At 35.8% G+C, this 25,859-nt stretch carries 21 protein-coding genes; 19 read left to right on the top strand and 2 right to left on the bottom strand.

What is annotated here, in order from left to right; genetic code table 11:
• Positions 1-149: 149 nt before the first annotated feature.
• From yycF to ACEN4L_RS06445, 12 genes are all read left to right on the top strand, one after another.
• Positions 150-854: a response regulator YycF gene (gene yycF / locus ACEN4L_RS06500; protein ID WP_407096336.1), complete on the top strand. Its 705-nt coding sequence runs from the start codon at positions 150-152 to the stop codon at positions 852-854.
• Positions 855-857: 3 nt separating this feature from the next.
• Positions 858-2,696 carry a cell wall metabolism sensor histidine kinase WalK gene (gene walK, locus ACEN4L_RS06495; RefSeq protein WP_407096337.1) on the top strand — a complete coding sequence of 613 codons (1,839 nt, stop codon included), beginning with the start codon at positions 858-860 and terminating at the stop codon, positions 2,694-2,696.
• On the top strand, positions 2,693-4,003 hold the full coding sequence (locus ACEN4L_RS06490) for a YycH family regulatory protein (RefSeq protein ID WP_407096338.1): 1,311 nt from the start codon (positions 2,693-2,695) through the stop codon (positions 4,001-4,003). Before walK ends, ACEN4L_RS06490 begins: the two co-directional genes overlap by 4 nt.
• Positions 3,993-4,853: a two-component system regulatory protein YycI gene (locus ACEN4L_RS06485; protein WP_407096339.1), complete on the top strand. Its 861-nt coding sequence runs from the start codon at positions 3,993-3,995 to the stop codon at positions 4,851-4,853. The genes ACEN4L_RS06490 and ACEN4L_RS06485 overlap by 11 nt, the downstream gene beginning before the upstream one ends.
• A 40-nt stretch (positions 4,854-4,893) precedes the next feature.
• Positions 4,894-5,703, top strand: a complete 810-nt coding sequence (locus tag ACEN4L_RS06480; RefSeq protein ID WP_407096340.1) for an MBL fold metallo-hydrolase — start codon at positions 4,894-4,896, stop codon at positions 5,701-5,703.
• 1,027 nt (positions 5,704-6,730) lie between these two features.
• Positions 6,731-7,504, top strand: a complete 774-nt coding sequence (locus ACEN4L_RS06475; RefSeq protein ID WP_407096341.1) for a YveK family protein — start codon at positions 6,731-6,733, stop codon at positions 7,502-7,504.
• A complete protein-coding gene (locus ACEN4L_RS06470; protein WP_407096342.1) occupies positions 7,497-8,201 on the top strand; it encodes a CpsD/CapB family tyrosine-protein kinase in 705 nt (234 codons plus the stop codon). The genes ACEN4L_RS06475 and ACEN4L_RS06470 overlap by 8 nt, the downstream gene beginning before the upstream one ends.
• Before the next feature lie 45 nt (positions 8,202-8,246).
• Positions 8,247-9,218 (top strand): glycosyltransferase family 2 protein, encoded by a 972-nt coding sequence (locus tag ACEN4L_RS06465; protein WP_407096343.1) that lies wholly within the window; start codon positions 8,247-8,249, stop codon positions 9,216-9,218.
• A 216-nt stretch (positions 9,219-9,434) separates the two neighbouring features.
• Positions 9,435-10,607, top strand: coding sequence for a S1C family serine protease (locus tag ACEN4L_RS06460; RefSeq protein ID WP_407096344.1), 1,173 nt, complete (start codon positions 9,435-9,437; stop codon positions 10,605-10,607).
• 435 nt (positions 10,608-11,042) lie between these two features.
• A complete protein-coding gene (gene rlmH / locus ACEN4L_RS06455) occupies positions 11,043-11,522 on the top strand; it encodes a 23S rRNA (pseudouridine(1915)-N(3))-methyltransferase RlmH (RefSeq protein WP_407096345.1) in 480 nt (159 codons plus the stop codon).
• 133 nt (positions 11,523-11,655) lie between these two features.
• Positions 11,656-12,495 (top strand): hypothetical protein, encoded by an 840-nt coding sequence (locus tag ACEN4L_RS06450; protein ID WP_407096346.1) that lies wholly within the window; start codon positions 11,656-11,658, stop codon positions 12,493-12,495.
• 156 nt (positions 12,496-12,651) lie between these two features.
• Positions 12,652-15,090, top strand: coding sequence for a hypothetical protein (locus ACEN4L_RS06445; RefSeq protein ID WP_407096347.1), 2,439 nt, complete (start codon positions 12,652-12,654; stop codon positions 15,088-15,090).
• Between the two features lie 224 nt (positions 15,091-15,314).
• On the opposite strand, the gene ACEN4L_RS06440 is transcribed toward ACEN4L_RS06445, so the two are convergent.
• On the bottom strand, positions 15,315-15,695 hold the full coding sequence (locus ACEN4L_RS06440) for a VOC family protein (RefSeq protein WP_407096348.1): 381 nt from the start codon (positions 15,693-15,695) through the stop codon (positions 15,315-15,317).
• Positions 15,696-16,071: 376 nt separating this feature from the next.
• Here ACEN4L_RS06440 and yghU point away from each other — a divergent pair, with 376 nt between their 5' ends.
• From yghU to gloB, 3 genes are all read left to right on the top strand, one after another.
• Positions 16,072-16,860 carry a glutathione-dependent disulfide-bond oxidoreductase gene (yghU, locus tag ACEN4L_RS06435; protein WP_407096349.1) on the top strand — a complete coding sequence of 263 codons (789 nt, stop codon included), beginning with the start codon at positions 16,072-16,074 and terminating at the stop codon, positions 16,858-16,860.
• A 116-nt stretch (positions 16,861-16,976) separates the two neighbouring features.
• Entirely contained in the window at positions 16,977-17,720 is a 744-nt protein-coding gene (gene map / locus ACEN4L_RS06430; protein WP_407096350.1) for a type I methionyl aminopeptidase, read from the top strand.
• A gap of 460 nt (positions 17,721-18,180) precedes the next feature.
• A complete protein-coding gene (gene gloB / locus ACEN4L_RS06425) occupies positions 18,181-18,882 on the top strand; it encodes a hydroxyacylglutathione hydrolase (RefSeq protein ID WP_407096351.1) in 702 nt (233 codons plus the stop codon).
• A 178-nt stretch (positions 18,883-19,060) separates the two neighbouring features.
• Here gloB and fabV read toward each other — a convergent pair whose 3' ends face one another.
• Positions 19,061-20,257, bottom strand: coding sequence for an enoyl-ACP reductase FabV (gene fabV, locus ACEN4L_RS06420; RefSeq protein WP_407096352.1), 1,197 nt, complete (start codon positions 20,255-20,257; stop codon positions 19,061-19,063).
• A gap of 315 nt (positions 20,258-20,572) precedes the next feature.
• Here fabV and ACEN4L_RS06415 point away from each other — a divergent pair, with 315 nt between their 5' ends.
• The 4 genes from ACEN4L_RS06415 (at position 20,573) to ACEN4L_RS06400 (ending at position 25,853) form a co-directional block, all read left to right on the top strand.
• Positions 20,573-22,144, top strand: coding sequence for a histidine kinase N-terminal 7TM domain-containing protein (locus ACEN4L_RS06415; RefSeq protein WP_407096353.1), 1,572 nt, complete (start codon positions 20,573-20,575; stop codon positions 22,142-22,144).
• A 461-nt stretch (positions 22,145-22,605) separates the two neighbouring features.
• Positions 22,606-23,610: an adenosine deaminase gene (add, locus tag ACEN4L_RS06410; RefSeq protein ID WP_407096354.1), complete on the top strand. Its 1,005-nt coding sequence runs from the start codon at positions 22,606-22,608 to the stop codon at positions 23,608-23,610.
• 427 nt (positions 23,611-24,037) lie between these two features.
• Positions 24,038-24,922, top strand: coding sequence for a helix-turn-helix domain-containing protein (locus tag ACEN4L_RS06405; RefSeq protein WP_407096355.1), 885 nt, complete (start codon positions 24,038-24,040; stop codon positions 24,920-24,922).
• Entirely contained in the window at positions 24,915-25,853 is a 939-nt protein-coding gene (locus tag ACEN4L_RS06400; RefSeq protein ID WP_407096356.1) for an FAD:protein FMN transferase, read from the top strand. Before ACEN4L_RS06405 ends, ACEN4L_RS06400 begins: the two co-directional genes overlap by 8 nt.
• The last annotated feature ends 6 nt before the right edge of the window (positions 25,854-25,859 follow it).

Below are 25,859 nucleotides of genomic sequence, written 5' to 3'. Positions count from 1 at the left end.
TAAAAATTGGTGGAGCCTTTTTTGCACCAAATCACTATGAGAAGGTTATTACCGTTTTTTGCACTTCTATTCTGGATTATGTATAATATAAGATAGGAAAATACCTAATTTTTCATAGATAAATGCTCGTATATCGAGGAGGATAAAAGATGAAAAAGATATTGGTCGTAGATGACGAAAAGCCGATTTCAGATATTATAAAATTTAATTTAACTAAAGAAGGTTACGATGTTTACACTGCTTATGATGGTGAAGAAGCAGTCGAAAAAGTAGAAGAAATTATACCGGATTTAATTGTACTTGATTTAATGCTGCCTAAAATGGATGGCTTAGAAGTATGTCGAGAAGTTCGAAAAACGCATGATATGCCGATTATCATGGTAACAGCTAAAGATGCTGAAATCGATAAAGTATTAGGTTTGGAATTAGGTGCGGACGATTATGTGACAAAACCATTTTCAAATAGAGAGTTAGTGGCACGTGTAAAGGCTAATTTAAGAAGACAGAGCAGTAAAGTTCCTCAAGTAGAGGAAGAAGTTTCAACTGATATCGAAGTAGGAGCATTAGTGATTCATCCAGACGCTTATATTGTATCTAAGCGTGGAGAAACGATTGAACTGACTCATCGTGAATTTGAATTGCTGCATTATTTAGCGAAACATTTAGGACAAGTTATGACCCGAGAACATTTACTCCAAACGGTTTGGGGATATGATTATTTTGGTGATGTCCGAACTGTTGATGTTACGGTACGAAGATTAAGAGAAAAAATAGAAGATAAGCCCAGTCATCCAACATGGTTGATTACTAGAAGAGGTGTAGGCTACTATTTAAGAAACCCTGAACAGGAGTAACCAATGAAAAAGAGAATTCAATTTTTCCAATCCATCAATTTTAAAATTGTATTGATTTTTATTCTTCTGTTGACAATAACGCTGGAAATCATTGGCGCAAACTTTGTAACACAACTAGAAAACCAATTAGTAGACAATTTTAAAGAGGATCGCCGGATACAAGTTGATTTCTTAGAGAATACGTTGCAACCCATTTTATTAGATGAAGAGAATACTGATAAAAGAGCTAGTATAGCGAACTTATTGAGAGATTTCTCGGGTAGTGGGGTTGTCGAGGTACAAGTTGTTGATCCAGAATATTATATTATTGGTACAAGTGACAATACGCAACAGTCATTGATCGGAAGAAAATCCACAGATTCGGATGTCCATCAATCGCTGTTGTTAGGCAACAATGTGACTAGTCAGTACCTCGACCCGTTAACCAACGACCGTAGATGGAAGTTGGTTTCTCCTGTTTATGCAGAAGATTCTTCTGATATTTTAGGGGTTATTATGTTGGAAACGAATATCGAGACGATTTATGAACAAGTGAATGAAATCAGTATTATTTTTATTAATTCAGCGTTGATTGCAATTGTGTTAATGATTATTTTAGCGCAATTTGTTTCACGAGCTATCACTAAACCTATCTCAGAAATGAAACAACAAACGATTCAAATCGCAGAAGGAGATTACTCCGGTCAATTAAAAGTTTATGGAGAAGATGAGCTAGGCCAGTTATCCAATGCTATTAATGAGTTGTCTACTCGAGTAGAAGAGGCACAAGAAACCACGGAAGCAGAGCGGAGAAGGCTAAACAGTGTGCTTTCTCATATGACTGATGGCGTTATTGCCACCGATCGTCGGGGAAAAGTTGTGATCATTAACGAAAAAGCACAGGAAATGTTAAATATTTCCCAGGAAATAGCTTTTGGAAAATTAATTATGGATATTTTGAATAGCGAAATGACTTTAAGACAGTTATTAGAAATAGAGGAAGAACTTCTTTTCGATTTTTCTACTAATGACAATCAAGTGATTTTACGAGGCGGTTTTTCTTTGATTCAAAGAGAATCTGGATTTATCAGTGGGTTAGTTTGTGTGCTGCACGATGTAACCGAACAAGAAAAAATTGAACGGGAGCGTAAAGAGTTTGTTTCCAATGTATCACATGAATTACGAACTCCTTTAACAAGTATGCGCAGTTATTTGGAAGCTTTGAATGATGGAGCTTGGAAAGATGAAGAAATTGCTCCCCAATTTTTAAAAGTTACTCAAGAAGAGACTAATCGTATGATTCGAATGGTACAAGATTTGCTGGAATTATCCAGAATGGATTCTGGAAAGAGCAATCTTCAATTAGAATTGATCAATTTGAATGAATTATTCCACCATGTTCTGGATCGCTTTGAAATGATGATAAAAACCAGTACAGATGAGCCGCTTAAAAATTACTCTATTGAGCGGGAAATCACGAAACAAGAAATCTGGGTAGAGATCGATGCAGACAGAATTATGCAGGTATTAGACAATATTTTAAATAATGCCTTTAAATATTCTCCTGATGGCGGAATCATTACGTGCCGCTTAGTTAAAACACATAACAGTGTAGTGTTAAGTATTGCGGACCAAGGAATGGGTATTCCGAAAAAAGATTTATTGCATGTATTTGATCGCTTCTTCCGTGTCGATAAAGCAAGAGCACGATCAATGGGAGGAACGGGTCTAGGATTAGCTATTTCTAAAGAAGTTATTCAACATCATGGAGGAAAGATCTGGGCGGATAGTACAGAAGGAAAAGGAACTACATTCTATATTTCTCTGCCATATGTTCCATATGAAGAAGGTGATTGGGAATGAATTGGCCGTTAATAAGAAAAATCGTCTTGACTCTTTTAATTGTGCTTAGTTTATTTTTAACGGTCCTGTTATGGCGTAATCCAGGGGGCTATGTTGTTCAAACTGAGAACAATGAGGCACCGGTTGTGTCTTCCGTTACTTTTGATCGTCAATTATCCACTGTCTTTGGTCCAACTGAAGTAGCTGAACATACGAATCAAGGAACATTTATTACAAAAAATAAAGCAGTTTTAAGCAGTTTATTTACTGCTTTTCAAAATTTTGAAGTCAATGATGTAACAGACCCTATTACAATGAATGGCGAAAATTATATCGATACAGTGAGCCAAGCAAGCAATGTAGAACTTATTTTCTCCAGTGCTATTCCTTTTGGATTATACCAAGATTCTTTTTCTTTTCTTCCAAGAGAGTATGAAAACAGAACCTTTAATAGAATGTATCTCTCTCTAGATAACCCAGGAGTTATTTATTTCTACAATACTCGTTCAATGCTGTTTTATGAAGCTGAAGTGTCCAATATAGATACAGATTTAATACCCACTGCATTGAAAGAAAATGAAAGTAGTCATATAGAGGCGGAGTCTGTTTCCTTAAAGGAACACATTACTTATTTGCCTGTAAACTCTCTAGAGTTGCCCGTACTCAATTATCTAGTCGAAGAGCAGCCGAATAGTTTATTTATTGAGCGCTTATTCGATGATACTTCAGAAATTCAAACGGTCATCAATGAAGAACTTTCACGTTACTATGATTATTTCAGTGAATTGAGCATTGACAACGAGAAAGATATCTTAACGTATACACGTCCCCAAGTAGGAACGGATAATGATAGTTTGTCCACTACTGTATTGAATAGTTTTAATAAATTGATTCAATATGAGCATTGGCCTAACGAATTATATTACTATGGATATTCTTCTGTCACTAATGAAGTGGAATTCCGGCGTTATATTAAAGGGTATCCGATTTTCGGGACACCTGACTATGGCGGTACGTTTGTCACGGTTTCCGATAACAGTATGACAGCTTTAGAAATGCCGACAGTGGTAGCACAGACGCCTATTTCGGATCAAGAAACGGATAAAGAACTGTATGCTGTAGATGAGTTAACGTCAGTTCTTGCCAGTGCCGGGCAATCATTAAACGATATTGACGATATAAAAGTAGGCTATACGTGGAACTACAGTGATGAGTCTAATCGAGTTGTTACTCTAGAGCCTAATTGGTACGTTAAAGTTAATGGAAACTGGATGAGCGTTCAAACGCTGATAAGCTCATCTAAAGGAGGTGTTGATGATGGATTTTAAAAAAATCGAAATCATCTTTATCCTTGCATTTTTATGCTTAAACGGATATCTGTTGTGGCGTGTTTTAGATAACAGCCAAAATGATTTCACTGGGATTGCTACAAATCAAGTAGATTTGATTGAGGAAATGCAAGATGAAGGAATTGAATTGCCGAATTTTGCAGATGAGGCTCATGAGGTTCCATATGTTCAAGCAGAAATCAATAATCTGTTAGAAGAAAATTCAAGCCGTTTGACTAATCAAACAGGCATTATTGAGAACAATGGGTCACTGTATGCCAGTATTTTGTCAGATCCTATAAAATTGTCTCAAGGAGCAGAACTGACATCTGGTGATTTAGAAGTGTTGACGGAATTTATCTTGAGTGATGCCATTTTATATGGAGATCAATATCAATTCATTCGTTATATTCCTTCTACCAGACAAATCATTTATGGGCAAATAGCAAATAACATTCCTATTGTAGATGGAACAGCAGATATTATTTTCCATTTGAATGGAAATAAAGAAATCATTTCTTATGAACAAAAATATGTTGGACCGATCACAGTACAAGGAGAAAGCAGGACCTTGATCACAGATCAAGATGCCGTAGAAATCCTTTATCAAAATAATGAAATTCCTACTGGGGCTGAAGTGAGTAAACCGATATTAACTTACAGCCGGACGCTGAACTTGGAAGATTTGAGCATGTATGTGCCGGTATGGTTGATAGAAGTGGTAACCAGTACAGATGGTGTACTGAAACGTGTTGATGCAGTAAACGGAAGTGTTATTCAAGAAAGCAGCAAGGAAACACCTTCAGATTCGAGCAGCGAGTCGAGTGAATCGACTAGTGTTGATGAGTAATAATCAAACAGGAACAGATCAAAAAGGGACGAGGGTTTAAATGGCAATGCAAACAGAAGGATTAAGAGTGAGTATTCTGGCAAGCGGAAGTTCAGGAAATATTACTTATATCGAATCCGACAAAAAGAAATTACTTGTAGATTGTGGACTTAGCGGTAAAAAAACCACTGCATTATTAAGCCAAATCAACCGTACTCCACAAGAATTAGATGGTATTTTAATTACTCATGAACATAGGGATCATGTTCATGGAGTAGGGGTTATGGCTCGGAAATATAATTTAGATATTTATGCTAATGAACAAACTTGGCAAGCAATGTCTCCTATCATTGGAAATATCAAAACAGAGCAAAAACATCTTTTTGAGATGGGCAAAACAATGACAATAGGTGATATAGATATTGAAAGCTTTGGTGTCTCACATGATGCCATAGCCCCTCAATTCTACAGTTTCCATAAAGACAATAAATCTTTCGTGATGCTGACAGATACTGGGTACGTCAGTGATCGTATGCGAGGAATCGTGTCAAATGCGGATGCGTATCTATTTGAAAGCAATCATGACTTGGATATGCTTCGTATGGGAAGATACCCATGGAGCTTGAAACAGCGCATCTTAGGCGATAAGGGTCACTTATCAAATGAAGATGGTGCTTTAGCTCTTAGTGATGTGATTGGAGACAATACTAAAAGAATCTATCTGGGTCATTTAAGCAAGGACAATAACATGAAAGAAATTGCTTATGGTACGGTGGAAAGTATTTTAAGAGAAAAAGGCAAAGGTGTCGGTGAAGCATTTCAGCTTTACGATACCGATCCAGATGAAGCTTCTTTATTGTTCTCTTTGTAATCACTTATTTAAAAAGCTTTTTGTCTTCTAATGTTAATAAAGAAATTTCCTCCGTCCTATAGGGCAGCTTATGGAAAGCCATGGGAACGCCTTGAGCCGGAAGTTTCAAGGCTATAAGCAACACCATATTCCTCCTGAAATTACTAGAAATGGTTTCTAATAGGTTTAGGGTTAAGAATAAATGATTTTCTGTTTACCAACGATAAATATTGTAGAACCATTTAAAATAGCGAGTAGTAGAGGAAGGTGGTATAGGACCATCTTCCTTTTTGGATTCTTCATCATTCTAATGTTAGTAAAGAAATTTCTTCCGGCCTAGGGATTGCTCCTGAAATTTCTAGGAATGTGTTTCCATTAGGATTAGAATTAAAAAGAAGTGCATTTTCTATTTACCAACGTCAAATATTGTAGAACCTGTTTTTGTTCGCTTTTTTGTCACAAATATAAAAAAAAATTTTGTTCTTACTAGTTCCTATTTTCTTTTTAAAATGAACCGTGATAGACTTTGGTCAACAACTTAAGATATTTAATCATGTTTATGGGCTATTGTTTAATAACGTTCTTCCTCTAATCACACATACCATATTCATGCCTCTTATTTTTACTCTCTAATATTTCACAGATCACTGTTATTTTCTTACACATTATTCAGGCTTGTTTGTTTGTGCTGTATTTTACCATTAGACAAATTTGTTTAATGTTCTAAATTAGTTCACCAACGGGTATCTTCAAGAATGAAGTTTTTAAAAGCTGTTCATATCATTCTCCTCAAGACTTACCAAGCACACCTCGCCCCTCTTTTAACGGAATCGAGTGCGCCGTTGGATTCTTGGAGATACTCTCTTAAAAAAACATTTTTTTAATGGTTTTACATCGCCCAAAACTCTCACTACATACCCAAAGATCCTACTCCTGCAACCCTAAAGGTACACATTCACATGAAGAGAATTAAAATTCTGTTGGTACATTTTCTTTGGTGCAATTCATAGGCAAACATATAAAAGCTGATAAATTAGGAGGAACTCCAATGGACAGAATGATCACTATGGCCGAATGGATTCGTTTATTGCAGCAAAAATGGTATTGGGTAGGATTATTTTTGCTGCTTGGAATAGGAAGCGCGCACATTATCACCATTTATGTCATCGAACCAGAATATAGCGCAGAAACGAATCTTTTGGTCAGTAGAGCAACAGAAACCAACCAAGCTATAGAACTGGGAGAAATCGAGACAAATATTCAAATGATCAATACTTATCGAGACATTATCCAAGATCCAGTAGTGCTAGATAAAGTACAAGAAGAATTGGGAGATAGATTTTCTGAAGAAGAGCTAAAAGACAAAATGGAAATTATCATTCAATCAGACTCGCAAATATTTGGGATCCGGGTTATGGATACAAACCCTCAACGTGCGGCCTTGATAGCAGATACGATTGCTGCAGTCTTTAAAGACAATGTAGGATCTGTCATCAATATAGACAACGTAGCTATCTTGTCCTTAGCTACAGTCCCTTCTGCTCCAGTTTCACCAAACTACTTATTCAATATGGTCATTGGTGCAGCGGCAGGAATTGCACTTAGTACAGGGCTGATTCTGTTCCGATTTGTGGCCGATACAAAAGTTCATGATGAGAATTTCGCTGCGGATCAGTTAGGATGGATTCAATTAGGAAGTATATCTACCCTGTCTAAAAAAGAATTGATCCATTCCGATCAGCTTCTTTCTTCTCAAATGAAAGGAAATAAAGATCCTGTAGAAATAAAACGTGTGACTAGAAAGGAGCCTAACCATGTTTAGACAAAAGAAAACGCAGCACAATGAAGAAGGGAACAGTTTGATTACATTGATGAAACCCAGTTCAGTTATCTCTGAGGAATTTAGAACGCTTCGAACGAATATCCAATTTTCGATGGTAGACAAAAAATTTAAGACACTGATGTTTACATCTGCAAGTCCAGGAGAAGGAAAAACGACGGTAGCTTCAAATGTTGCTGTAGTATTTGCTTCACAAGGCAAAAAAATTCTTTTAGTAGATGCAGATATGCGCAATCCTAGTGTGCACCAACTGTTCAACGTATTAAACCATAAAGGATTGACCGATTTACTGACTGATGATCAAACGAGGATACAGGACATTGTTCACCAGACAGTCATTAAGAATCTGTTCATCCTGAGTTGCGGAATCATTCCTCCAAACCCATCGGAACTATTGGCTTCTAATAGAATGGATCAATTGCTGAGACGATTAAAGGATTCTTTTGACTTGATCATCTTTGATTTGCCTCCTATCTTAGCTGTTACGGATGCCCAAGTAATGGCGAATAAAACGGACGGAACGATTTTTGTGATCCGAGATGGAGTAGCTGAAAAAAATAATTTATATAAAGCAAAAGAGTTACTGGATCACGTTCAGGCAAATGTTATTGGAGCGGTGTATAATGACAAAAAAAGATCAACAGATGCTGCATACCATTATTATGGGATTGAAAATTGAGCACAGTGATGAGCCTGCATTAATGCTTTGAAGGAGGTGGAGAAATTGATTTCTATTATCGTGCCTGTTTATAATTCTGAAAAGCATTTAGTGAGGTGTTTAAACAGTTTACGATATCAGACGTATCACCGGATAGAAATTATTTTGATCGATGATGGTTCCAGTGATTCCAGCAGAAGCATTTGCGAAAGATATTGTAAAATGGACGAACGGTTTCATTTGATCAACACGAATAAAGTAGGGATATCAGCGGCTCGTAATATAGGTGTATTGTCTTCAGAAGGCGAGTATATTGGATTTGTTCATCCTGGAGACTGGATAGATGAAGACATGTTTGAGCAGCTGATGACTATGCTGGATAAGTACCAATCAGAAGCTGTCATCTGTCGTTACACGGAAGAAATAAGAAATCAATTGATTTTTCCTCCTGGTCCAGAAGTGATCCGGCTGTTAAGTCCGGAAGAAGCGATCAATTTGATGTTATTGCAAAACCGGACAGAAAGTTTCCTATGCAATAAGCTCTTTTCAGCTAGTTTATTTAAAAGCGGAACAATGATTTTGTTTGATCAAAAATTGCACTTATATGCAGACTTGGATATTTGCTGCCAACTTTACTTTAAAAGTCAGTCAATATTGTGTGTGCCAGAATCGAAGTATCATTATATGACAGAAAATCATGTATGGAAAAAAGAGTTTTATGACAATTACTTTTCCGGATTAGCGGCTTTACTAAAAATAATGGATCGATTAAAAATACACTCTACTCAGTTATTATGGCGGATCAAAGAAATGTATATGCGTTTGAATCTGTATTTGCTTCTGGTTGGATACAAATATAAACCAAATGGAAAAAAACAGCTCAAAGAATTGAAGCATAACTTGTATCGTTTTAAACTGTCCGAATTAAAAGATGCTTCTCTCAAGCGAAACATCCTAATGTTACGCATCAGCATTCCTATAAGTTATTCAGTTTTTGGTTATTCGATATTATACAAACACCTTGAAATAAATTCATAGTTTAAAAAAGGATGGACCTCTCTTAAAATAGAGGTTCATTTTTGTCTATTGGATCAAGTAAGCGTTGAATTGGAGAGCTAATTTTCATGGAATTTTCTTTTTTATGATAGAATAAAGAATAAGAAATGTTGTTTTATCTCAAAGGATTCATATAAAATTCAAAACTCATTTGTAGAATAGAGTTACAAACAAATTATATTAAGAGGTGAATGAGCGGTGAAAGATACATTAAAAAAGAGTTTGGTATTCGGTTTAACTGCTGTGGCACTTGCAGGTTGTCAAGCGACTTCTGATGAAGGAGCTAGTTCAGATGCTGCATCTACTCAAACAGATGGAGAAACCACACAAATGCGCGTAGAAGTTACTTCAGAAATCACAGATGCTGTGGCAAAAGTAGAAGATTCGGTTGTTTCAGTTATCAATATGCAACAACAAAATACAGAAGGATTTGGTGGAGTTTTCGGTGCAAGCGAAGAGTCATCCATCGAAGACAGCGAGTTGCAAACTGCTGGAGAAGGTAGTGGCGTCATTTACAAAACTGATGGGGATTCCTCATACATTGTTACCAACAACCACGTTATCGAAGGATCAGATGCTATTGAAGTATTGTTAAAAGATGGTACTAAAGTAGAAGCTGAATTGGTGGGATCAGATTCTTGGACAGATTTGGCTGTTTTGAAAATCTCTTCTGAAAATGTAACGACGGTTGCTGAGTTCGGCGATTCTGATGTGTTGACGGTTGGAGAGCCGGCATTAGCTATTGGATCTCCATTAGGCACCAACTATGCTTCTTCTGTTACTTCAGGTATCATCTCAGCTAAAAACAGAAGTGTTCCAGTGGATATTGATGCTAACGGAGAAGTAGATTGGGAAATGACAGCTATTCAAACCGATGCAGCGATCAATCCCGGTAACTCTGGTGGGGCATTAGTGAATATTGCAGGACAAGTCATTGGGATCAATTCAATGAAAATTTCATCAGATACTGTAGAAGGTATGGGATTCGCTATTCCAAGTAACGATGTAGTAGATATCATTGCTGAATTGGAAGCCAATGGTGAAGTGGTTCGTCCGGTACTCGGAATCAGCTTATTGGATCTAAGCCAAATTTCAGAACAACAACAAACAACTGTATTGCAATTGCCTGATGATATCAATTCAGGGGTAGTGGTAGCTCAAGTTCAGTCAGGATCCTCAGCTGAACAAGGCGGTATGGAACAATACGATGTTATTGTAGGATTCAATGGAGAAGACATCACCGACACCATTGAATTACGACAAGCTATCTATGGTACAGAAGTAGGCCAAGAAGTAGAAATAGAAGTCTACAGAGGCGGAGAACGAATGACTCTAAATGTAGTCATGACATCATCTAGTGACTTGATGTAGAACGCTGTTAAGTTCACCGGTAAAAAAATAGAATAGTAAAAGAGATAGGAGTGGGCACCTGTATCCCACTCCTATTTTTTTTGTCTTGTGGTAAATAGATGCCTGTCGATAAATTAAAGTAAAGGTCGCTTTTTGTGGATAACTTTTGTAGAATAAGGAGAAAGGTTAAATTTACGGGCTGTAAAACTTATCCACAAAGTTGTTAACAGTTGTGTATAAGTTCAAGGGAAAGTAGAAAAACAAGGGCGAAAACCTTGTAAAGGCATGCTTTTGAAAATAGTTTAACGAAAATAAGAGATGTGGATAATTACAAATAAAAATTTATCCACAAACTATATTTTGTAGTGAACGTATATTCGTATACTAAATGTTGATGCTGGATTGTGGATATGTGGATAACTTCTGTGGACAACATGTGATTAAAGGGGGATAACTGTGAATATCAAAATTATAACAGTGGGAAAACTAAAAGAAAAATATCTAAAAATGGGCATTGCAGAATACGCAAAAAGATTAGGACCATTTTGTAAATTAGAATTAATTGAAGTTCCAGATGAAAAAGCGCCTGAAAAACTGAGTGAATTGGAAATGATCCAAGTAAAAGATAAAGAAGGCGAACGCATCCTAGCTAAAGTTCCAGACCAAGCTCATGTATTTGCCTTAGCTATTGAAGGAAAACAACGTACTTCAGAAGAATTTGCTCAGGAGATCAATCAATTAGGGATCCAAGGGAAGAGTAACTTGGTATTTATTATTGGCGGCTCTTTAGGATTAAGCAAGGATGTAATGGATCGAAGCAATACGAAGATTTCTTTTGGCAAAATGACGCTGCCTCATCAATTGATGCGACTCGTTTTAATTGAGCAGATTTATCGTGGGTTTAAGATCAATCGGAATGAACCGTATCATAAGTAAATGAGGTTTTGGTAGTATTAACGTATTTCGTTACCATATACAATAATAAAAATTTGAGTTGAATATTTGTGTATACGAAACAAATATTCAACTTAATATGCATATCCAAAATGAAAGTTATAGGAGGGATACTATGCTTTTTAAAGTAAAGTTAGTTATTGAATATGATAATTTCGTAGAATTATCTGAAAATATTGAGTATAAAGTATTAGGTGAAAAAACATTATTAGAAAAAAATATATCGACAGGATACCAAGATTTTAAAAAGGTAGTTACAGAACTGAAAAGAACAATGTTTTCTAGTGGTGTTCATCGTAATTCAACTGACATAGTTTATAATGAAGGTTTTCTATCGGTTATATACAAAGTATTAAATATACCAAAAAGTTATGGTATTGAAGAAGCAGAAATAATAAAGAAGGTACAGGTTTCTTTTGAGGAATATTTATATAACTTTGAAGAAGTAAATATTATTGATAATTCCACACGATTAACTCAGAACATTAATTCTCAAATGATTAGAATCGGTTCCCAAGGATTAAACTTATCGTTTGAGGATACTGAAAAAATATTTAACTACTTAAATGAAAAAAACATTAGTTACAAAATTTATCAAGGGGAATCTGTATCTATTGAGGTAGGTGCAAGTGGAGGTTTTTCAAATATACTGATATTAATAGGTGGTGCAGCCGATGCGCTCACTATTCTAACAGCTATTAAAGATTTATTTGGGGGAGAGGAGTCTGCTGTTGTTGGTCAGAAAATAGATAATACTTTAGAAAAAAAAGCTAAAGAACTAATATCTAAAAGGTTCGATATTCACGTTAATCAAGTATTCTTTGTGGAACAAAATAATCAATACAATAAGAAGCAATTTATTTTTAAAACAAGAATTAATAATCAATTTTACGAAGTAATTTATGATGAAAATAATAAATTAGAAAGAGTGAGGACTACTGAAGACATATATTAGAGTAGATATACATAATTACTAATATAAAAAATCACAGAGACAAAAGATACTGAGAACCGTATCATAAGTAGATGAGGTTTTGAATTACTATGATGCAATTACAAGAGATAAAACAAAGTTTAGGTTACTTTGTTTGGTCTTATGTTGGAGGTATAAATGAAAAATAAAAAAAAGAAACATGAAATAATAATTTTTATTCTTCTAGTTTTATTCATTAGTATAAGTGCTATATGTGATGTTCTAAATGTTAAAATTATTACTCTGCCTATTACAAATAATGAATTTAGTACTTTAGTAATCGATTTATTTGGAATTCAAGCATCTGTTTCGACATTAGGTATAGCATTGTTAGCTTTATTACTGGAAAGCACAAGAGAGAAGAGATATGGACTTAGAGTTGGGCATTTTTTAATGACCAACCACTATAAAGTTTTTACACATCAATCGATTATTCTTTTTGAAATAGCTATCTTATTTCTTAATTATATATTTTTGATATTTAAGTTTTTAAATGGAAGTGTTTCTCTCTTTATAATCAGTTTATTTTTGGTAAGCTATTTGACCCATGATATTTTGAAATTGTTTATAAAAAAAGATGAAGTTTATAAAGATTTACAAAAGCATATTGTATTTGAGGTAGCCAATGGAATTGAAGAAGATGCAGAACAAATACTTAAGAATTTAAATAATCATTTAACAGAACTAGCTTATGAGCATAAATTATTAGAATTAAAAGAAAATTTTGAAATTTATTATGGTATTTATAATAATTCCAACAAAGAGAGAAATAATTTGATAGAAGTTCATTATGAGGAAGTATTCAAAAGAATATCATATTTTAGTACGAGGGATGTTAACGAAGTATTGTATAATTCACTTTTAAATATGTATAAAAGTGCAAATGAAGCAAAACGTCAAGTTGATTTTGATAACAACTTATTAATTCAAATGTTTGATATACTATCTTCTTTTCCTCAAAAATATTTTTACAAAGAAGCTGACTTTCCATATATCACGTTATATGAACAAATAAGAATTAATAAGAATCTTTCATCTGATAAGAGACATAAAAATTCCTCCCGAACTACAAGGTATGTTGTTCAAGTTTATAATCAGTTATTTCAAAAGGTTGATTGGGAGAGTTCATTTTTAAAAATACGCATGAAAGCTTTTCATGATATTTTAATTGGACACTTGAAAAGAGATGGAGAATTAGATGAAGTTGTTTCTTATGTGAGAGTATTGTTAGATAATAAGGAAAAACAAGTTTTAGAAACCACGTTTTTTTCTGAAATTGAATATTATAGAGAAGAAAACCTTCCACTCTATAATCAGTATTGTCTGTCAATTCTTACTTACTGTTTCTACATTCTGTTGGAAGATGTTAATTCAAATAAAATTAAAAAGTTACAGCCGTTTATTAAAGACATTGTTTTACAATACACACCCTCTATAAATGAGTATTTATATGAACTAGATGTTAAACATAATGATTTTTCCAATCTAATCCAAGATGTCACCTATCAGATTGGTGATTGGGAAGTATATCCTGACAGTCCTATAGGTTCTTCTAGTAAGTGGTTAATAATGGATAAAGTAATACGTAATTTCTTTATGGATTTGTTTTTGCATAAAGCTTATAGAACTGAAGACCTATCAGTTTACATTCAACAATCTGGATATGAAATTGACCAATTATATAATGATATTTTTCTAAGTAAAGATAATTTTCAAAAACAATATGTCATATTTAGTGATTTATTTATAGATGCATTTAATGCAATATCAGAACAATTAGAAACGGCAAAAAAAGCTATCAATCGTAATTATATTTCAAAAATATTATATGAAGCAGAAGAGATTGATGTAAACATTTATCAAAATATTGCTAGTGAATTAGGAAATCAAATACAGGAAGAAATAAATTATAAGTTGGATATAGGTCCTATAAACGAAAAACATTTAGAAAAGAAAGTTAGACAGGATGGGAAAGTATCTGAAAAAATGGCTATTAATCTTCTAGAAGATAAAAGATTTTTTAAAAAATACTTTTTCAAGAGATTTAATTCAATTATTATTAATGACTTCTTACAAGTCTTTGACAAGTCCCTGATTAAGATAATAGTAGCTTATCAAGAAAAAGAAAAACTTAAAAAGCTATTTGCAGAGCTTCCAGAAAATTCCAATCATTTTGATACTTTACTTGGCTCTCTTCCTCAAATTTTTTTCTACAAAGATTCTTGGCTAGACAAATACCAATCAATGCTAGAAGAAACAAAGTATAAAGTCGAATTAAACGGATTACGTAATGAAATTTTTTTACTGAACTCAAATGATTTAGAAGTCAGAGTCAAAAGTCTTTCTGTCACCTTTGCGCCTTTGACAAAAGAAGAGATATTAGTTATGGCTAATAAAGTAGGTTCACTTTACCAATTTGATGATAGTAGATCAGGGCGAAACTTGCTTTTCGAAGAAGATGAATTAATTCATTTGGCTTCATTAAAATATCGAAATGTAATTTGGGATTTAGAAATCGAATATGGGTTTAACTCTAATTCAAAAGGAATATATTATAAAATTGAAACAAGTAAGTAAGAACATTCTATAAAAATTAGGTTTGAAAAACCAATAAATTTCTGAAGCTAATAGCAGTAACAAAACCTCATTTAAACATAATACGGAGAACCGTATCATAAGTAGATAAGGTTTTTAGAAAGCAATGAATTTACAAGGGATTTTAAGTGTTGACAAGAAAGAATTAAAAAAATGTAAGCCTATTGGCAACAACCAACAGGCTTACATTTAAAATAGTCAAAAAATTATTTTGCGCGCTTTACTTCGATTCGATAGCCGTCAGGGTCTGTCACAAAGAAATAAGAGGGTGTGCCGCCTGAAAGTCCTCTTAACTCACCTGTTTCGTAAGCAGAAGCTTTACAAACTTCATGCATTTTTTCTAAGTCACTGACAGTCACACCTAAATGACTGAAGCCATCTCCTACATTATATGGCTCGGCATCGTAATTGTAAGTGAGTTCAATTTGAACAGATGAACCGGGCGAATTCAGATAAACTAAATCAAACTTATTTTCAGGGAATTCTCTGCGGCTGGCAATTTCAAAATCGAATAGATTAGTATAAAAATCTAAAGTAGCCTCAAGATCTCTGACACGCAGGCAAATCTCAACGAGTTGTTGTTTCATAATAATATCATCCTCCAATAGTTTCTTATTGTTATTCTAGCATGAATAGATCGTATAGGCACGCCCGTGTTATTTTCTATATTGGTTTCTAATCTATTAATAGGCAAAAAGCGCAGAGTTTAATCTGTTAATACGAGCGTTCATTGACAAAATTACATTCGACAAAGAAATAGTTGGTAGACTAAATGAATTAACGAAAGAAGCAGAGCTCACTAAGGAAGTTGAGGGTTTCGTATCATAATTACGGATATAAAAAACCACAGTGATAAACGATGCGGAGCAGCTTATCATGAATAGATAATAAGCTGAAATTTGTGCATAGTAGTACAAGAGTAGTATGATGAAGTTACTAATAAATAGTATGAGGAGTGGTAGAATGGCAGCGTACAAATTACCAAAAGTGTGGCAGTGGGAAGAAGAGAATTCAAAAAAAGGCGGCAATCGTCCAACAGCTGGCAGTCGTTTTGAACAGAAATTACCAGTAGGAGAAGCTACGTTCCAACTTTATTCGTTGGGAACACCGAATGGTATCAAAGTTACGATCATGTTCGAAGAGCTGAAAGAATTAGGTGCAGAGGGCATAGATTATGACTTGTATACTATTAATATTGGAGAAGGCGATCAATTTGGTTCTGATTTTGTCGAAATCAATCCAAATTCTAAGATTCCAGCTTTAGTAGACCAAAGTCAAAGCCCTCGTGTGGACATTTTTGAATCAGGTTCTATTCTTCTTTACTTGGCTGAGAAATTTAATGAACTGATTCCGAAAGATATTCATGGTCGGACTGAAACCCTAAATTGGTTATTCTGGCAAATTGGAGCAGGTCCGTATGTTGGGGGAGGATTTGGTCACTTTTTCGCTTATGCTCCCGAGCCTATGGAATATCCGATCGATCGCTTTACGATGGAAACGAAACGTCAATTGGATTTGCTCGACAAAACCTTAGCACAGCGTTCTTATATAGCTGGTGACACTTATACCATCGCAGATATTGCCATCTGGTCTTGGTACGGTCGTTTAGCTTTAGGAGAATTATATGAAGGCTCGTATGAATTTTTAAATCTGGATGAGTACACTCATCTTTTGGAATGGTCTCACCGCATTGCAGAACGACCAGGTGTCCAAAGAGGTCTGGCAGTGGAATATCAACCGATTGGGGAATAGTTCATAAAAACGAGGTAGTGAAGTTTTTCTTTTCATAGCTTGAGGAAAGTCTTATTTAGATATATCACGAACTAAGAAGGATAGGTATAAAATTACATTTAAAAAGAGGACATATAATGATTGCAAAAAGTGAAGAGGACTTTAATGGACTAAAAGAAATTGGCCGTATTTGCGGATCCATCAGAAATAAATTAGTCGAGTGTACTAAGCCCGGAATGACTACAAAAGAGCTTGATGAAATGGCAGAAAAGAGTTTTGAAGAAGCTGGGGCTTTGTCCGCACCTAAAGAAACATATAATTTTCCAGGGTATGTGTGCATAAGTGTAAATGAGGAAGTAGCGCACGGAATTCCAGGAGGTCGGGTTATCCAAGAAGGTGATCTTGTAAATATTGATGTATCAGCTTCTAAAAATGGGTATTTCGCAGACACTGGGATTTCTTTTGTGGTTGGTCAGGGAGAGACAAGTAAAGAAAAAGTATGCGAGGTTGCTAAAGAAGCCTTCTACGCAGGTCTTAAAAAAGCAAAACCAGGATCTAAAAAAAGCGCCCTTGGAAAAGCAGTACACAATGTAGCAAAACGACAAGGATTGACCGTAATTAAAGACCTTACTGGACATGGCATTGGACGTTCCATTCATGAAGCACCGGACCATATTTTTAATTATTTTTCTCGTTGGGATGATGAGCTCTTAAAAGAGGGTATGGTGATTGCTTTTGAACCGTTTATTTCTACTCTGGAAGAGGAAGTACTCGAATCCGAAGAAGATGAATGGACACTACTTACTCAGAAAAGCTTGGTGGCTCAATACGAACACACCATTATTCTTACGCAAGAAGGACCGATCATCACTACTTTGTGAGAGTAGCAGGAATAAATTGGCTCTTCATCTTCTAACGTTAATAAAGAAATTTCCTCCGGACTATGGGATTGCTTATGGAATGCCATGGGAACGCCTTGAGCCGAAAACCGCGTCTCAAGACTTGCAAGCGTCAAACCCCGAGTAAAAGCTGAAGCTTAACTCGGGATAATTCTCATTGCATCCTTTTCATGGTTATAAGCAACCCCATAGTCCTCCAGAAATTTCTAAAACTGAGTTTCTAATAGAGTTAGAGTTAAAAAGAAGTGTATTTTCTACTCACCAACGTTAAATGTTGTAGAATCGATAAATTTGGTGTTTGCTTAGACAGCAAACACCATTAAATAGGTCCAGACTATAAAAATAGAACTTCTTTATTTTTAGAAGTTCTATTTTTATAGTCGATAGGCGGTATAACTGAATTTTTTGTTTAGGATAAAAATCAAACTAAGGGGGAAAAGCAATGGATGTTAAACCTATCAAAGCTCTTTCTGACAATTATATTTGGGTCATTAAAGAAGGCACCGAAGCAGTAGTGATCGATCCCGGAGAAGCTGAAGGCGTCATAGATTACTTGGAGGAACAACAGCTGGATTTAATCGCTATTCTTTTGACTCATAATCACGATGACCATATTGGCGGGGTGAAAGAAATCTTAGCGAAACACCGGGGTACTCCTGTATATGGACCGAAAGAAACGGAACCTTTAGCTGATTCTATTGTTCAAGAGGGAGTCTCTTTCAAGTTGCTGGGCCAAAATATTCAAGTTTTCAAAACTGGTGGTCATACTGCTGGACACATCAGCTTTTTAATGGGAATGAGTCTCTTTTGTGGAGATGCTTTATTTTCAGCTGGCTGTGGTCGAGTCTTTACAGGAGATTATCAAGCTCAATATGGTGCTTTGCAGACATTCAAGCGTTTAGACGATAAAGTACAAGTCTATGCGGCACATGAATATACACAAACCAATTTGAACTTTGCTCATTCTGTGCAGCCGTCTAATGAGGTGATTTCTGAAGCCTTGGGCCACGTCAATCATTTGCGCGCACAAGGAGTGCCGACACTACCGTCAACCATCGGTCGGGAGAAAGAAATCAATCTGTTTATTCAGGCAGAAACGCTGGAAGATTTTATAGACTTGCGTAAAGCACGTGACGAATTCTAAAAAATTTTCCAAATCTAAACTAAGGAACCAAAACTCATTGATGTATTCACAGTGAATCTTCTTATAAGTGATAGCAAAGAGCGAATCCAACATCAAATTCTAGATTCATCTACATTGAAAACCCCCAAGCATTTTTCTGCTTGGGGGTTTTTGTTCTTATCGATATGGTCAAAATAACTTAATAGTTTAACGCTTTTAAATCTTCTATAGTCACTTCTTGCTCAGTATAGCCATCTACCATAAATCCGCTTAAATTTGAGAACTCTTTAACCAAGATGTCATAAGCGGCTATTTCAGAATTGAAATTATCTTCATTTAATTTTGAGATAAGCTCTTTCGTTTGAGCTTGAGTGTCGCTGTCCAGTTCCCAGCTGTCAGGTCTAAGTCGTCCCATTTCATCATATTCAGACTTTTCGCCATAAATCATTTCGCGGTAAATGCGGTCTTGGTGCATAATGGGTGTTTCGTGAGTTCCTTTGTCTGACATGACTTTGTATAGAGCGATGCAATAAACAGGGAAAAATGGAATCACTGAACTGGCTTTAGTTGTAACTGCAGTAGCAACCACAATTTCGGCTTTTCCGTTAATATCAGCCAGCAATTCATTAATGTTCTCCGCCTTTTCATCACAATCCGCTTTAGCAAGACCAAGAGTACCTCCACCGTAATAAGGACGATTCAACTCTGTTCCTAAATAAGAATAATTAGTTGTCAGCACTCCATCAGCCAATACACCTGCTGCTTTTAGGGCTTCCATCCATAACTGCCAGTCTTCGCCACCCATGACTTTGACTGTACCTGCGATTTCTTCATCAGTTGCAGGATCCAGAGTCTCAGTATAGAAAGAGTGGTTTTGCATATTAATATTCGGACCAACTACTGGCTCGCTAAGAGCTTTAATGGAGGAAGTATAGGTTTCTCCAGTATCAGGATCTGTTCTTCTGCCGCTTGCCAGACTGTAAACGACTAGGTCGACTTTACCGCCAAATTCATTTTTTATATAATCGATGATCTCTTGTTTGCTCTCATGGCTAAAGGCGTCTTGTACAAAGTTTTTGGCGACTAAGCCTTCTTTTTCAGCTGCTTCTCGAAAAGCGATATTGTTGTACCAACCAGCTGTTCCTAGATTCTTTTCGTTTTTTGGTCCCTTTTCAAAAGAAACACCAATGGTATCTGCTCCTGCACCGAAAGCTAGGCTGATACGGGTAGCTAAACCATAGCTTGATGAAGCACCAATGATCAATACTTTTTTCGGTCCTTCATAAGTCCCTTTGCTTTTCACATAGTCAATTTGATTCAGTACTTCTTGTTTGCATCCAAGTGGGTTTACGCCTAGGGCTACATTTCCCCGGATATTTTGTTTGAATTCCAACATGATTTATTTTCCTCCCTTAAACTGTCATAGGAATATCATATCAGAAAAAGGTTCTCAAGAATAAATAATCTAACAAAACTTCAAGTTTAAGTTAGTCCTTAGTTTTATCGACTGGCAGATAAATTAAAAAAATAGTTCATTCAAGTAAAGGAAACAGTTCTTATCTAATGGGTATCAAATTGCCTTATATGCTGTCGCAAACGTTTATATGTGAACGGTTTGTGTCAATGGATAATGAGCCGATTTTGATGTACCTATATAAAAAAAACTGTGTTACATTAAAAGTAAAAAATGACTAAAAGAGGATGCCCTATCATGAATTCACAATTGACTGCTTATGTATCAATTATCTGTACGTCTGGTGTATTGAACTTATATTTATTCTTATATGTGTATGTTAATCGGCCCCGTTACAAAAGAATTGCGCATATTTTTATGGTTTACACTGCAACAATAGCTGTTTATTGTTTTGCTTCAGCTTTTGGATTACTAGCTACAACGCTTGATCAGATCAAATTTTGGACAGTTATGCAATATGTGGGGATGCCGATTTCTACGCCGTTAGGACTACTGTTTGTTATGCAGTATTTAGGCATTTCAATTTCAAGAAAAAAAGCTTTTTCTCTTCTGGTTGTTCCTTTGATTACGTTAGTCATGGTAGCAACGAATGACTGGCATCATCTTCATTATCGAGTGTTTGAGATCGACTCATCTTTAGGCGCTCCTTATATACGGCAGGAAATAGGGCTATGGTATACGATTCATGGAATCTACATATTTACCTGTATGCTGGTTGCTTTGTTATTGGCTATCTCTCATTGGAAAGAGACTGCAAAAAATTATCGCCCACAATTATTTGCTTTAATACTCGGACAATTGATTCCTATACTGACAGCTTTTCTGTATTTAGTAGGATTGACCCCTGAAGGAGTAGACCCAGTTCCGATGGTCTTGTGGTTGTCATCTCTGTTGTATTTGTGGTCGATCAAATCTTCCCGTTTGTTCACGCTGATGCCCATTGCAAAAGATGCGATATTTAATGGCATCAATGATGGTGTAATGGTATTGGATGAGTCTCGCCAATTGATCGAGTTCAATCAGACATGTGAAGAGTATTTTCCACAATTAAATAAAACTCTACTTGGAATGGACTTTTCTAAAATTTGGTATCCATTGTCAGGCAATTCTGTTCCATTAAATCTTGAAGTGACCAGTCAGTCCCAAGAAGTACAGGTGATTGTGAATGGTGTCAAAAGTATGTACCAGATTCGTATCTCACCATTGATACAGGGGAAAAATAGTAAAGGTTTAATACTGATTTTTACAGATATTACTGAACTCAAAAGACTCCAAACTAAATTGGAGTACCAAGCCAATTATGATGGACTGACTCATATATATAATCGACGGGCCTTTATGGAACGCTGCGTACAAGATTTTGAAGCATCGAAACGAGAATACACTCCGTTTACAGTAATACTGATGGATATTGATCATTTTAAGCAGGTGAATGATACATATGGACATCATATAGGAGATCAAATACTTAAGCATGTCGTAAACATTTGTGAAAATCAGTTAACGGAAGGACTGGTGTTTGCTAGATACGGTGGGGAAGAATTTGCTTTGTCTCTGAGTGGTTATACAGCAATAGAGGCAGCAGCATTAGGAAATAAATTGCGTAAAAGTCTAGAGATTCAGAATCTTCATTCTGCAGAAGGAGACATTCCGGTTACGTTCAGTATGGGAGTGGCCGAAGCGATACAAGAGGCAAAGGAGACTGTAGATCAGTTGTTGATCAAAGCGGACAAAGCATTGTATTCAGCAAAACAATCAGGGCGTAACCAAGTACATGTCTATACGGAAGATAAAGTAAAGGCTGGCTGAAAAAGAATGTAGTAAATAGAGATGGAGCCTCAGTGAGCTTCATCTCTATTTGATGTCCAATAAAAAATACTTGTCTATCATTAAAATCAGTCTCTATTTAAATAAATACACAATTATTATAAAGCGAAATAATGAAAAATGCGGCCATTCAGGTTGTTAAATGAAGGTACATTTGATATATTTGAAACTATTAAATTCTTCGTTTATAGATAAGTCGAAGTCGTTCTTTCGTACTATAAACCAGCTTTGGCATAAAGAAGAATAAAAACGCGCTAATTGTGAGTTAACCACAGAATCGGCGTTTTTTTTTATATCATTCGTTTGATTATCGTTCTGAAAACCAGATTTCTACCAGATACTTAATGGCAATATTTCAAACATGTTGAGCGTCATATGAGGAGATTTAAATAACCAAAACACCAGATGGAATAGAAAATAATTTGTGAAGGGATCTGGATAACGTGCAGAAAGAAATTGTTCATCAACTACCTAAAGTAGAGTTACACTGCCATTTAGATGGTTCTGTGCCGATGAAAACATTAAAGAAACTAGCGGAAAAACAACAACTTGATGGAGCTTTACTGGATCAAGTAGTGGCACCGGAAAAATGCAGAGATTTATCGGATTATCTAAAAAGTTTCGATATCACTCTCCAACTCATGCAAACCCGTGAGCAGCTTGAAGAGTCAGCTTTTGCGACTGCTGAAGCAGCGGCTTTGGAAAATGTTCGTTATATGGAATTGCGTTTTGCTCCGCTCTTGCATACAGAAGCAGGAATGACGTTACCAGAAATTATTTCAGCGGTCAGTGAAGGGGTCCATCGAGCCATGGAACAATACAATATCCTAGTGAACCTATTGATTTGCGGTATGCGTCAGGATTCTAACGAAGAAAATCTTGCGATGTTGTCCGAATTGACACAAACGCAAGAAAGCTTATTGGTTGGTTTTGATATGGCAGGACCGGAACCTGATTTGGCAAATGACCACATTGAACCTTTGACTGCTTTTGCGCAAGAAAAAGGCCTGCAAATTACCCTTCATTCTGGCGAATGCGGTTGTGCTCATAATGTTGTTCAAGCAATCCATTTAGGAGCCGACCGTATTGGACATGGCATCGCCACTCAAATGGATGAAACAGCACAGGCACTGTGTGTGGAAAAAGGAACGGTCATCGAATTATGCCCGACGAGTAATATTCAAACGAACGCGGTGGATAGTTGGGAAGATTACCCCTTGCTTGATTTTATGGAAAAAGGGATCCGCTGCTGCATCAATACCGACAATCGTACGGTTTCCCACACGTCACTGACTAGAGAGTACTTGTTGTTGGCTGAACATTTAGGAATCAATTATGCAACGATGAAATCATTGAATTTAAATGGCCTGTCAGGAGCCTTCACCACTGCAGAGGTCAAGGAAAAACTTGCTGCAGTCATTGAGATAGCTTACGCGCCTTATAGTTGAATTAGGAGAAAAAAGTGGAATCTACTAGCATGAGTCTAGTTAGGTTCCACTTTTTGTGCGCTTAATTATAGAATTTTATACATTATTCCGCTTGTTAATGCATACATTAATATAAATTATTTCATTATACCTTGGGATTATAAAATTACATTGTTCGAAGTTGAACGAAATAGCTTTTTTACTCTCCTATACTATTTTATATAAATAGGGTGACGATGAAAAAACAAGTTAAATCAACAATTTATTACAGATACTCTAAAGAAAGAGCAATAAAGTAATGAAATTTTTGTTAGTAAAAAATTCACAAAATTATATAATTTTTTATATATTTAGTTGACGATTATATTTCTGGAAGGTATAATTCGAGGTGTAAAACAAATGTGAAAATGAGCACAAACTAAACCGCCGCTAGTTATTGTATGGAGGGATGGACGTGAATATAGAGCGATTTGTTGAAGCGCGTAAAGCGATAGGACTTTCTCAAAGTGAAGTGGCCGAAGGGATCTGTACACAAGCTACCTTAAGTCGTTTCGAAAATAACGGAAAAGTACCAAGTTTAAAAATCCTTATTCAGCTGTGCAATCGTCTGGGGTTGCCTTTAGGCGAGTTGTTCCCAAAAGTAGGCGTAAAATATTCAGAGATCATTGAAAAGATGAACCAAGCTGAATTTTTTTTGATTACGAGTGAATATGAGCAAGCTAAGCAGCTGCTCAACACCATCTCAATCAGTAGTGATATAGAAGAACCTAAGCTAGCAATGCGTTACCATTATTTAAGTGGTTTTGTCATGATTTTTCAGAAGCATGCAATTACGGATGTTCTTTTTATGTTCGATCACATTTTATTAGCTGAAGAGACTGAAGATTCTATTATTTTTCGTTTACTAGCTTATACGGGGAGCGGAATGGTTTATTCACGCGAAAATGATCAAGAGAAAGCTGAATTTTATTTTAATAAGATTTTGGAAAAAATTTACAGTTATCCAACCACAACCACTGAAGATACTTGGAGAGTACTCAATATTGTGTTTCAATGTGGTCTGTTTTATTCCAAAATCCAAGAAATAGACATCAGTAATGCTTTGCTCCATTATGCTGTTGCTATTTGCTCAGATAATCACGTAACGTATTATCTTGCTAGAGCAGCTATTCAGTTAGCTAAAAATGCCATTATAGAACATCAACCAAAAGAAGTGATTTTGGAATTGATTTATGATGCTAGAGCCTATTCAAAAATCAATCGAAATAAAATCGCGTTAGCTGAACTAGCAAGTTTAGAAAAAGAAGTCTTGTTGAGTCAAGGAGATGAATAAACTGATACAAAAAAGAGAAACGGTTCGTTTAATGGGAACTGTCATTGATTTATTAGTGGAACATGAATCTCCAGAGCCGATAATGTCTGAAGTAATCAATCGGTTAAAAGAATACGAACATCGATTCAGCGCCAATGATCCCAGTTCTGAATTGATGGCCGTCAATCGCCATGCAGGGATTTGTCCTGTTACTGTTCATCCCGAGTTGTATGAATTGATCCAGATAGGAAAGAGACATAGTTGTGCTCCAGGCAGTTATTTGAATATTGCTATTGGTCCGTTAGTCCAAACGTGGCGAATTGGATTTGCTGATGCCAAAGTGCCTTCAGAGCCAATTATCAAGGCGCTGCTGAAGAAGATAGATCCTCACAAGATTATGTTAAACGACAAAGAAAAATCAGTTTATTTAAGCGAGAAGGGGATGTCGATTGATTTAGGGGCTTTAGCAAAAGGCTATATTGCAGACTTAGTCATTCAGTATTTAAAAAGCGAGGGTGTGGCCTCTGCATTAATCAATTTAGGCGGAAACGTCGTTGGGTTAGGACCTTCTCAAACTTCTAAAAAAAAGTATTGGACTATAGGGATTCAAAATCCCAACTTGGATCGCGAACACTATTTGACCACGTTGAAAATCAAAAACCAATCCGTCGTGACTTCAGGAATTTACGAAAGAAGTTTAGTGAATAAGGGGAAAACCTACCATCACATTTTAAGTCCTCATACAGGGTGCCCTATCGAAACAGAGGTAGCCAGTCTGACTATTCGGTCGGATCGATCGGTGGATGGGGAGATATGGTCTACTCGCTTATACGGTCAATCAGCTGATGAAATCATCACTGAATTGAACAGAGTAGAAGGAATAGAAGGATTAGTGATTACAAAAGACGAACAGTTATGTTATTCAAAGGGTTTGGAAAAAATAAACGGTTAAAAATCG

This window comes from Desemzia sp. FAM 23988 (genome assembly GCF_045528365.1).
In the GTDB taxonomy this organism is placed as follows: domain Bacteria; phylum Bacillota; class Bacilli; order Lactobacillales; family Carnobacteriaceae; genus Desemzia.
Note: the sequence above shows the minus strand (reverse complement) of the source record. Positions and strands in the feature narration are given on the sequence as shown.

Coding starts and splice junctions, on each gene's coding strand:
- yycF (WP_407096336.1), top strand. CDS start 150: ATGAAAAAGATATTGGTCGTAGATGACGAAAAGCCGATTTCAGATATT.
- walK (WP_407096337.1), top strand. CDS start 858: ATGAAAAAGAGAATTCAATTTTTCCAATCCATCAATTTTAAAATTGTA.
- ACEN4L_RS06490 (WP_407096338.1), top strand. CDS start 2,693: ATGAATTGGCCGTTAATAAGAAAAATCGTCTTGACTCTTTTAATTGTG.
- ACEN4L_RS06485 (WP_407096339.1), top strand. CDS start 3,993: ATGGATTTTAAAAAAATCGAAATCATCTTTATCCTTGCATTTTTATGC.
- ACEN4L_RS06480 (WP_407096340.1), top strand. CDS start 4,894: ATGGCAATGCAAACAGAAGGATTAAGAGTGAGTATTCTGGCAAGCGGA.
- ACEN4L_RS06475 (WP_407096341.1), top strand. CDS start 6,731: ATGGACAGAATGATCACTATGGCCGAATGGATTCGTTTATTGCAGCAA.
- ACEN4L_RS06470 (WP_407096342.1), top strand. CDS start 7,497: ATGTTTAGACAAAAGAAAACGCAGCACAATGAAGAAGGGAACAGTTTG.
- ACEN4L_RS06450 (WP_407096346.1), top strand. CDS start 11,656: ATGCTTTTTAAAGTAAAGTTAGTTATTGAATATGATAATTTCGTAGAA.
- ACEN4L_RS06445 (WP_407096347.1), top strand. CDS start 12,652: ATGAAAAATAAAAAAAAGAAACATGAAATAATAATTTTTATTCTTCTA.
- ACEN4L_RS06440 (WP_407096348.1), bottom strand. CDS start 15,695: ATGAAACAACAACTCGTTGAGATTTGCCTGCGTGTCAGAGATCTTGAG.
- yghU (WP_407096349.1), top strand. CDS start 16,072: ATGGCAGCGTACAAATTACCAAAAGTGTGGCAGTGGGAAGAAGAGAAT.
- map (WP_407096350.1), top strand. CDS start 16,977: ATGATTGCAAAAAGTGAAGAGGACTTTAATGGACTAAAAGAAATTGGC.
- gloB (WP_407096351.1), top strand. CDS start 18,181: ATGGATGTTAAACCTATCAAAGCTCTTTCTGACAATTATATTTGGGTC.
- fabV (WP_407096352.1), bottom strand. CDS start 20,257: ATGTTGGAATTCAAACAAAATATCCGGGGAAATGTAGCCCTAGGCGTA.
- ACEN4L_RS06415 (WP_407096353.1), top strand. CDS start 20,573: ATGAATTCACAATTGACTGCTTATGTATCAATTATCTGTACGTCTGGT.
- ACEN4L_RS06405 (WP_407096355.1), top strand. CDS start 24,038: ATGGACGTGAATATAGAGCGATTTGTTGAAGCGCGTAAAGCGATAGGA.
- ACEN4L_RS06400 (WP_407096356.1), top strand. CDS start 24,915: ATGAATAAACTGATACAAAAAAGAGAAACGGTTCGTTTAATGGGAACT.